7 protein-coding genes and 2 pseudogenes are annotated in these 9440 nt (G+C 63.9%); 7 read left to right on the forward strand and 2 right to left on the reverse strand.

Annotated features, from left to right (window positions below; translation table 11 throughout):
* Window positions 1–355 (reverse strand): annotated as a pseudogene (locus tag CKO36_RS17870) (ISKra4 family transposase); the annotation flags it as partial.
* A gap of 40 nt (window positions 356–395) precedes the next feature.
* On the opposite strand from CKO36_RS17870, the gene CKO36_RS17875 reads away from it, so the two are divergent.
* From CKO36_RS17875 to CKO36_RS20190, 6 genes are all read left to right on the forward strand, one after another.
* Window positions 396–1784 carry a trypsin-like peptidase domain-containing protein gene (locus CKO36_RS17875; protein WP_200286274.1) on the forward strand — a complete coding sequence of 463 codons (1389 nt, stop codon included), beginning with the start codon at window positions 396–398 and terminating at the stop codon, window positions 1782–1784.
* A gap of 36 nt (window positions 1785–1820) precedes the next feature.
* Entirely contained in the window at window positions 1821–2816 is a 996-nt protein-coding gene (locus CKO36_RS17880) for a hypothetical protein (protein ID WP_200286275.1), read from the forward strand.
* Between the two features lie 20 nt (window positions 2817–2836).
* On the forward strand, window positions 2837–3793 hold the full coding sequence (locus tag CKO36_RS17885; protein ID WP_200286276.1) for an AAA family ATPase: 957 nt from the start codon (window positions 2837–2839) through the stop codon (window positions 3791–3793).
* Between the two features lie 24 nt (window positions 3794–3817).
* Window positions 3818–4885, forward strand: a complete 1068-nt coding sequence (locus CKO36_RS17890) for a hypothetical protein (protein WP_200286277.1) — start codon at window positions 3818–3820, stop codon at window positions 4883–4885.
* Window positions 4882–8277, forward strand: a complete 3396-nt coding sequence (locus CKO36_RS17895; protein ID WP_200286278.1) for a formylglycine-generating enzyme family protein — start codon at window positions 4882–4884, stop codon at window positions 8275–8277. The genes CKO36_RS17890 and CKO36_RS17895 overlap by 4 nt, the downstream gene beginning before the upstream one ends.
* A 137-nt stretch (window positions 8278–8414) precedes the next feature.
* The gene (locus CKO36_RS20190) at window positions 8415–8543 is read left to right on the forward strand and encodes a hypothetical protein (RefSeq protein ID WP_275957870.1); all 129 of its coding nucleotides are present in this window, start codon (window positions 8415–8417) and stop codon (window positions 8541–8543) included.
* A gap of 168 nt (window positions 8544–8711) precedes the next feature.
* On the opposite strand, the gene CKO36_RS17900 is transcribed toward CKO36_RS20190, so the two are convergent.
* Window positions 8712–9041 (reverse strand): SDR family oxidoreductase, encoded by a 330-nt coding sequence (locus tag CKO36_RS17900; protein ID WP_338053521.1) that lies wholly within the window; start codon window positions 9039–9041, stop codon window positions 8712–8714.
* 44 nt (window positions 9042–9085) lie between these two features.
* Between CKO36_RS17900 and CKO36_RS17905 the strand changes: the two are divergent.
* A pseudogene (locus CKO36_RS17905) lies at window positions 9086–9440 on the forward strand (ISKra4 family transposase); the annotation flags it as partial.

The raw sequence follows: 9440 nt of genomic DNA on the forward strand, positions 1-9440 counted from the left end.
GGGCGAACAGCGGGGTGGCCTGGCGAATGAGGCGTGCGCTGGCTTCCAGGGGGCAGTAGATACGACCGCCCTGGGAGGTTTGGTAGACGTTGCGCTCCACTTCAATGGCCCCATAGGGGGGTTGGTAGGTCTTTGGTGAGACGCCGCGCTTGGTCCATTTGATCGCCCCCATGGTGATCGGGGAGCCGTCGGTGTCGAAGCGCTTGAGCGTCTCGGCACTGGCAAGCCTTCCGATGCTGTTGCAGGCGGCTTGGATGCGCGCTTCAGCTTCAAGCATGGTTCCGCTGAGATCGATCGTGACTTGAAGAGTCGCCTGATGACCGTCGATGTTAATGAGTTGCGCTGTTATGGCCAAGCCCTCTTTCTGCATTTGGATGATGAGCTAAGCATGGCTCATGATTGACATCATTGAAAGGCGGCACCCGACCGACAAGCCGCAGGGGACAGGCTTTGCCGTGGCGCACGACGGCGACGCGCTACTGCTCGTGACCTGCTGGCACGTTGTCGAGACCATCGGGCCAGAGCGTTTGCACATCAAAGGCCAGCGCGGAGCGCTCATCTCCGATCCAGGCGGCCAATCCCTCGATCTTGCCATTCTTCGCGTTCCTGGTCTGCCGGGCCTTCAACCATTGTCACTCACCCCACAGGGCGTCGAAGGCCTGCCAGTGCAGATCTATGGTTTCGGACCGGAGGGACGCCGCCTGAACGGAACGCTCGGTCAGCGCACTGCCTGGTCTCATGCTGCGGGCGAAGACCTGGCCTACTGGGACTACTACCTGAATGACCAAGCCGGTGCCTTCGAGCGCATCAAGAACGGCTACAGCGGATCGCCGATCTACGACCCAACGCGGGAACAAGTCGTGGCCGTTGTGACGCACCGGGTTGGCGAGGACAAAGGCTTTGCTATCAGCGTCGCCGAGCTGCCTCGGGTGTATCCCGAAGCCGCCGCATGGCTGGGCGCGCCGATGCCGCAGCCAGACACCAAGCCAGTCGCGCAGGCGTTCAAGGTTGGCGCCAAGACCGCTGTGCGCAAGCTTCCGGAGACGTTCCTTGTCGCCTTCTCTTTTGCCGGCGAGCAGCGCGAGCTCGTGCGGCGCATTGCCGAGGCCGTCGAGGCCCGACTCGGGCAAGGGAGCGTTTTCCTGGACGCGTGGTTTGAGCACTATCTTGCGGGGGCGGACGCCGACCTTAAGCTGCAAGCGATCTACGGAAAGCGCTCGGAGCTGGTGGTCGTCTGCGTTGCCGAGCGCTACGGCGAAAAACCCTGGACGCTGATCGAGCACGAGTCGATTCGTGCGCGCTTGATGCAGGCTCGCGCTTCCAACGATGAGCGAGATCGTGACCGCATTCTGCCGATCCGGGTGGGCGATGGCGATGTCCCCGGCATTCACTTCAACGCAATCGTGCCGGATGTGCGGGATCGCACGCCGGATGCGGCGGCAGATCTGATCGTCGCGCGGCTGGAGCTCGCCTCAGGCGAGCCTCCGTCATCGCAAGAAGCGCAGTCTGAAACGACTCGGGACTACATCAGCGTCCCACGCGATAGAACCGATCCAGCAGCGAGGGTCGAGACACCCAGTACTGCTGAGACGGCGTCCAGGGTCAACGAGAGGCGGCGCCGGGGCTTGGAGCAGCAACTGAGCCTCCTCACGGCGCAATGGCAAGCCGCCCTTGAGGAGGGCGCGCTGCAAAGCGGCGCTGCTCGAGTGCGTGCCGAGCAGGAAGCCGCCGCGCTCGAGCAGCGTATCGACGAGATCGAGCGTCAACTGGCCGGAGAGGTTTAGGTGACAGGGGTCTCACGGACTAGGCGACGCAAAGCCATGGAGAAAGCGCTTAAGCTCCTAGCCTCACAGTACGAGGCAGCTCTGGTCGAGAGCGCGTTGCACAGCGGGGCAGACCGGGTTCGAGCCGAGCAGGAAGCCGAACGGATTGCCGATCGTATGGATCAGCTTGAGCAAGCGATCCAAGAAATGACCTTGGCACCGGCGCAGGTCGATTGTCCGAGCGATCACCGGGAGCCGGACAAAGTCCACGACCTCCTCAACGCGCTCCTGCATCGGATCGATTTCGACCATGTGGACGACTTTGTTCGAGATCTTCTGAAGAATCAATCGAAGGACGGACGCGCCGGTCTCCTGCTCTTTCAGCACTGCAGCCGTCGCAGTGGCTCGCTCTGCGCCAAGCGCATCATCAGCCTGCTGAAGACCGAAGCGGGTGGTCTGTTCCGGCCGTTTCCGGTCAGATTGGAGGCCAAGAACGGCGCGCACAACGATGCCGATCTGCTCTTGCGTGTCATGGCAGGCCACTTGGAGCTGAGTCTGGAGGGGCGGTCCAGACGCGAGCGGCTCGAAGCCGTGAGCACCACGCTCTGCGGCTCCCTCCAAGCCGGCAGTATCGCCTTCATCGAGATTCACGGATGCAACTGGCTAGTGGACAATGAGCCCACGGCGTTGCACTGGGTGGTGATGGATTTCTGGCGTCGGCTCATCGCCGACCTGGAGATCGTCGCGAGGCAACGACCGGGTAGCGTCACGCTGCTCGCGGCGCTCTTCGTCGACGACCAACTGCCGGAAGGCGCTCTGTCCCCCGAGCATTGCTGTAGTCTGGCCGATGTCCATCGCGATCGCTGCCTGGAGATCGAGCTGCGCAACTGGACGGCTGACGAGGTGGGTGATTGGCTCGCGCGCTTCGGGATGACGAACCATCCTGATGAAACCATCCGAAGCGTTCGCAACTTGGTGATGCGGATTAGCGAAGGCGTCCCCTGCTTGATCGAGCACGAGCTGCTCAAACAATTGTGCCCCATGACCGATTGAACGACCCGAGGACAGACACCATGACCGACGCCTGCCCGTTCGAGCTGCGGCCCGGCACCGCGAGACCCGCCGAGCGACACCCGGACGCCCCCAAGCCCGTGCCTTACATCGCCTCGGAGGAGCTGATCGAGGCGGTCAATCTTGCGATCCACCTGAACCGTCCGCTCCTGCTCGAAGGCGAGGCCGGCAGCGGCAAGAGCCAGCTCGCCAAATATGTGGCGGCTGCACTGGGCCTGCCGTTCTATCCCTGGCTTGTGCGCTCCACCAGCAAGGCGCAGGATGGGCTCTACACCTACGAGGCGATGCTGCGCCTGCACGACGTGCACATGGCATCGTTGCCCGGTACCCAAGTGCGGGTGAAGCGCAACCCGCAGCATCCAATGGACTACGTGCGCTGGGGCGCCTTGGGCAAGGCTTTTCGCTGCGCAGACTGCCCAGCCGTCGTGCTGATCGACGAGATCGACAAAGCGGACATCGATTTTCCCAACGATCTGCTGACCGTACTGGACGATCCGCGCGAGTTCTGCGTCCAAGAGGCAGATCATGAGCCCATCCGGGCCGAGCATCCGCCCATCGTCATCATCACCAGCAACAAGGAAAAGGGCAACCTGCCGGCCCCCTTCCTGCGCCGGTGCATCTACAGCTACCTCCGCTTCCCTACCGACACCGAGCGACTCAAAGAGATCCTCGCGATCCACCAAGCTGAGGCGGTTCCCGCCGAGGTGACCGATGCCGCCATTGAGCGATTCCTGGCCCTGCGTGAGCGTGACGATCTGTTCAAAAAGCCCGGTACCAGCGAGCTGCTCGATTGGCTGCAAGCGCTCGTCCGTGTTCTCGCGCGCGGCGATGTCGGCTCACGCGGGACATGCACGCACTCACTGGTCGAGCAGCTGCGCCGCCCGGAGGCCCCCTTGCCGTGCCCTGAGGTATTGCTCAAGCTGCGCGCCGACTGGCAGCGCTACGGGCCGGTCGTCTGAGGGATCGGCAGTCTGGCCGCGCCTATGGAACCCAAGGACCTTGATGACCTGCTGACCGTGCTCTTCCAGCGCCTCCGTGCGGCCGGTGTGCCCTTGGGTTTGCCCGAGCTACTCGATGCGCGTCGAGCCCTGGAGGCAGACAGAGGGGCTGCCGGGCCGCGTCTGAAGCGCATCCTGCAGCTCCTCTGGTGTACCTCTGCCGCCCACAATGCCGAGCTTGAGGCCCAGCTCGAGCGGCTGCTGGCCGAGCGTCCGATGCGCGCGGACCCGATGGAGCGCGACGAGACACCGCCATCTCCGCCGTCAGCCACGGAGCCGCCGCACCAGCCTGCCGAGGTACCGTCGTCGCCACCGCCGCAGCTCGAGCCGCGCCCCATGCGCGCCCTGATGCCACTGCCCGTGCGGGCGCCCGACATGCCAGCGCCGCTGGTGGACGACGCCATGCTGATCAGTGCTGACCCGGTGTCGCGCCGGAGCATGGCGTATTCCTGGCACTACCTGCGCCGGCCCGTGAAGGACGGTCCGCGCGATCAGCTCGATCTGCCGGCTACCATCGATCGCGCCGCTCGTCAGGGCTATTTCGATCAGCCCGTGCTCGAGCGGCGTGTGACCGACCACAGCCACCTCGTTGTCCTCCTCGATCAGGGTGGCTCCATGGTGCCCTTTCACCACCTCACCCGCGAACTGGTCGAGACGCTCAACGACGCAGGTCTCGGCCGGGTCGATATCGGCTATTTCCAGAACACACCGGCCGCGCAGGTCTATATGGATGCGCACCGCACACGCCCGACGCCGCTCAAGGACCTCCTGGCCGAGTGCGGAGTCGATTCGAGCATCCTCGTCGTGAGCGACGCCGGCGCCGCCCGAGGGGGCCGCGACCAGACGCGCTTTCGGGCCAGTGCGCGCGTGCTCGTGGGTCTCAAGCAGCGCACCGCGCGCCTCGCATGGCTCAATCCCGTCCCGAGTCAGCGCTGGGCCGGTACCACTGCGCAGCTCATCGGCGCCATCGTCGACATGTTTCCCATAGACGAGGACGGGTTCAGCAACGCAGTGGATCGGCTGCGCGGCCAGCTCGGCTGGAGGCCGCGTTGACCTCCGCGCAAGACCTTGCCCAAGCACGTATCGAGCGCTTCGTCCGGCGTTTCGGCGAGCCGTATCGCGAGCTGGCGTGGTATGCCGCGCTGCCCTTGGTGCTCACGCCAGAGCTGCTCGGATACTTGCGTACGCATTTTCTGCGCGGGCGCGACGGCGTGCCCTGGATTGCCGAGGCCGACCTGCTGCTCTCCGATCTGTGCCAGCAGGCCGGATACGAGCAGTTCGTGTTGGATCAGGACGTGCGCGCCTGTCTGATCGCCGAGATGCGCGCGCGGCTGGGATCCGAGCCAATGCGCGAAGCCGCCAGTCTGCTGTTGCGCTATGTTCGTCAGCTCGGTGCCGCCGGGGCTGGGCTCGGACCCGCGCAGCTTCAAGCCGAGCAGTGGTCGGCCATGGCTTATATCGCCAAGCAGCGGGGCGAGGTGGCCCGGCAGATTGCCCTCGCGTTTGCGAATGGACTTGGCGTCGCTTCGGCAGCAGCCGGGGATGGGCTCATCTCCGACGCCGAGCTCAAGCGCCTTGTTCGACTGACGGATGCCTTGTCTGACCGCCTCGTCGAGCACCCAGAGCTGCTTGAGTATGCGGGCGAAGTCGCCCGTCTCCTGCAGGATCCGCGCGCACTTCAGGTCGTGGGTGCCCAGTTTGCCGATTCAAAAGTGACATCTAACGTCCGCCATGTCGCCGGAGTGGTCCTTCCCAAGCTTGGCGTTCCGTTGGACAACTCGGACGAGATACTTCCGGATTCCCCCATTCCTTTTTGCGACCCCTTCAAGGATGACTCCGGTGTTGCGCCACAGATGGTCTTTCTCCCTGGCGGCACCTTCACCATGGGCAGCCCGGACGGTGTCGGCGAGGACAAGGAGCACCCCGCCCACGAGGTCACCCTCAGTCACTACGCCGTGGGCCAGCATCCGGTCACCGTTGGCGAGTTCCGCCGTTTCGTCGAGGCCACCGGCTATCGCACCGAGGCGGAGGAGGGCGATGGGGCATGGATCTGGAGCAAGGGAGATCCCAGGCAAGAGCGCGATGCCAATTGGCGCAACCCCTACATCTCACAGGACGACAGCCATCCCGTGGTCTGCATCAGCTGGAATGATGCCCGAGCTTACTGCCAGTGGCTGAGCAAAGAGACGGGGCAGACCTATGGGCTCTTGACCGAGGCCCAGTGGGAGCATGCCTGCCGTGCGGGCAGCAACACGGCCTACTGCTTCGGAGACGATGAGGAAGGACTCGGTGACCATGCCTGGTACAGCCGCAATGCAGGCGGCGGCACCCATCCGGTGGGCAATAGGAAGCCTAATGTCTGGCAGTTGCATGACATGCACGGCAACGTCTCGGAGTGGTGCGAGGACAGGTATGGCGGCTACTCCAGCGAGGCCGAGCAGGATCCGAGTGGCTCCGAGTCGGGCTTCTCCCGGGTGTTTCGCGGTGGCTCCTGGCTCTACGTCGCCGGCAGCTGCCGTTCGGCGGACCGCCACGGGCGCAAGCCGTCGCACCGCTACAGCCACCTCGGCTTCCGCCTCTCGAGGACTGGCCCTCTGCACTCTTACCCTTTTACCCTCGGCCCGCCGGAGCTCGAGGTCAGGCCCGAGCCGATTGCCGGCCTGCGCGATCAGCTCAGGGACCACAGCGAAGGCCCTGCCATGGTTTGGCTCCCGGGCGGACTATTCACGAAAGAGTTGGCGCGGGGCGTATTTGACGAGATGGGGCGATGGAGTGACTCTGGCCACTGGGATGACAGCAGCATTTGGGGCGAGACTTCCAAGTTACCGATTAAGATCGATGACTTCTCGATCGGCCAATATCCGGTGACCTTTGCCGAGTACGACCGCTTCTGCGAGGCGACCAAGCGCAAGATGCCCGAAGACCAAGGTTGGGGCCGGGACGAGCGCCCAGTCATCAACGTGAGCTGGAAGGACGCCCAAGCCTATTGCGACTGGTTCAGCCAGGAGACCGGCGAATCGTATCGCCTCGCGACCGAGGCCGAGTGGGAATACGCCTGTCGGGCTGGAGCCGAGACCTCCTGGTGCTGTGGAGCCGACGAGGCGCAGCTCGGGGACTATGCCTGGTATAACAAGAATGCAGGAGGCCAGACTCACCCGATTGGCCAGAAGCAGCCCAACGCCTGGCAGCTCTACGACATGCACGGTAATGTCTGGGAGTGGTGTCAGGACTGGTACTCGGACAGTTACTACGAGCGGCTCTCCAGTGAACTTGAGCAGGGCTCCGAGTCGGGCTCCTACCGTGTGGTCCGCGGCGGCTCCTGGCTCCACGGCGCCGGCAGCTGTCGTTCGGCGTATCGCGGCAGGTACGAGCCGTCGAGCCGCCGCGACCTCCTTGGTTTCCGCCTCTCGAGGACTGGCCCTTGGCGCTCTCACCCTCTTACCCTTGGCGGCGCGCAGCCGAGTCCGGACATCCAGACCGAGCCACAAACCAGGTCACCGGAAACGGCCCCGCGCGCGTCAGCTGCGGGGCCGACCGGCCGCTCCCGCTACGCTCCTCGGGAGGTCTTCCGCGACCGCTTCCGGATCGTCGGCCGCGATGGCACCGAGACCCCAATCGACGCCCCCAAACTGGTTTATCTTCCAGGTGGCACCTTCCCCATGGGCGATGAGCGGGGGCGCGACAACGAGAAGCCTGTCCACTCGGTCCGGCTCGATGCCTTCGCCATCGGCCGCACGCCCGTCACCTGGGGCGATTACCGGCGCTTCTGTGAGGCCACGGATAGGCACTGGCCGGAGTGGCTGGAAAAGGGCAACCAGTACCATTTGGACACTGGCAGTAATAACTACTACCAACAGTGCGGCATCTCGGCAGATGCGGAGGACCTGCCGGTCGTCGGTGTCAGCTGGGACGACGCGGTCGCCTTCTGCGCCTGGCTCTCCGAGCAGACCGGCAAACGCTATACCCTGCCGACCGAGGCACAGTGGGAATACGCCTGCCGCGCCGGCACGACAACCCGCTGGAGCTGCGGTGACGACGAGAAGGTGCTCGGCGAGCATGCCTGGTACGCAGAGAACGCTCGGCGTAAGCTCCATCCTGTGGGCCAGAAACAGCCGAATCCTTGGGGGCTCTTCGATATGCACGGAAACGTCTGGGAGTGGTGCGCGGACTGGTATGCGAGCGATTACTACCAGCAGCTCGTAATAGGCTCCGAGCAGTCTTCGAGCGTCACTCGAAAGATGCCGAGCAGGGTCGAGCAGATTTCCAGTGGTTCTGAACAGATGCCGAGTGAGAATCCGAGTGGCTCCGAGTCGGGCTCCGACCGGGTGATTCGCGGCGGCTCCTGGTTCCTCGACGCCGGCGGCTGCCGCTCGGCGTTTCGCCGCCACGGGCGCCCGTCGGACCGCGACGGCTACCTCGGCTTTCGCCTCTTGAGGACCGTATAGCTTGGCGCTCCTACCCTCTTACCCTTGGCGTCTGCCATCAGGGGCAACGCTCGTAAACGACCAAGCCCCCTGGCCGCCGCGCGTGCGCAACCGCGCGGCCGGCATGAGCCGAACGTCTCGCCGGGGTGACTAAGCCCATGCAGGTGTGTGTCTTCACGCTTGGCTTCGATCCGGTGAGCAAGCAGTTCGACGACACCGCAGTCCGCGATTTCCTGGCGGACAAGCCGTCTCAAGCTCAGCGAGAAACCCGCGACGATCAACCTTGAGATCACAAGGCCGTACCTCAACCGAGCGCATACTGTTTCCACAGCTCCGCCAACTGGTCGGCTTCGACAACTATGACGCCTTGCTCGATTGCTACACCGACTCGGATTGACGGCTTTCTCCGCAAATTGGAACGCAAGCGAGCGGTCCGTTGCGCCTGAGCGCCTTTTTCAAATCAAGCGGGCGCCACCATCCACGACCGAGATGGTCCCCGTCGCATAGGGGTTGGCCATAAACCATAGATAGGCCGAGGCGACCTCATTTGCCGAGGCTAACCGCTTGAGCGGAAGCTGGCTGGCATTGTCCTCCAGACGCGCCGGCTTAGGCGCTACGAAACTGGGGCTTACGCAGTTGACCCGCACAGGGGCGAGTTCGACCGCCAGGGTCTGGCAGAGCGTCTCGGTCGCGCTATTGATGAGCGCCATGGTCGAAGCATTTGCATAGATCTTCTCACCTGCGATCCCACTTGTCAGTGGGGTGCCGCCTTTCAATGATGTCAATCATGAGCCATGCTTAGCTCATCATCCAAATGCAGAAAGAGGGCTTGGCCATAACAGCGCAACTCATTAACATCGACGGTCATCAGGCGACTCTTCAAGTCACGATCGATCTCAGCGGAACCATGCTTGAAGCTGAAGCGCGCATCCAAGCCGCCTGCAACAGCATCGGAAGGCTTGCCAGTGCCGAGACGCTCAAGCGCTTCGACACCGACGGCTCCCCGATCACCATGGGGGCGATCAAATGGACCAAGCGCGGCGTCTCACCAAAGACCTACCAACCCCCCTATGGGGCCATTGAAGTGGAGCGCAACGTCTACCAAACCTCCCAGGGCGGTCGTATCTACTGCCCCCTGGAAGCCAGCGCACGCCTCATTCGCCAGGCCACCCCGCTGTTCGCCC

The sequence above is a fragment of the Rhabdochromatium marinum genome (genome assembly GCF_016583795.1).
Taxonomy (GTDB): domain Bacteria; phylum Pseudomonadota; class Gammaproteobacteria; order Chromatiales; family Chromatiaceae; genus Rhabdochromatium; species Rhabdochromatium marinum.

Coding starts and splice junctions, on each gene's coding strand:
- CKO36_RS17875 (WP_200286274.1), top strand. CDS start 396: ATGATTGACATCATTGAAAGGCGGCACCCGACCGACAAGCCGCAGGGG.
- CKO36_RS17880 (WP_200286275.1), top strand. CDS start 1,821: ATGGAGAAAGCGCTTAAGCTCCTAGCCTCACAGTACGAGGCAGCTCTG.
- CKO36_RS17885 (WP_200286276.1), top strand. CDS start 2,837: ATGACCGACGCCTGCCCGTTCGAGCTGCGGCCCGGCACCGCGAGACCC.
- CKO36_RS17890 (WP_200286277.1), top strand. CDS start 3,818: ATGGAACCCAAGGACCTTGATGACCTGCTGACCGTGCTCTTCCAGCGC.
- CKO36_RS20190 (WP_275957870.1), top strand. CDS start 8,415: ATGCAGGTGTGTGTCTTCACGCTTGGCTTCGATCCGGTGAGCAAGCAG.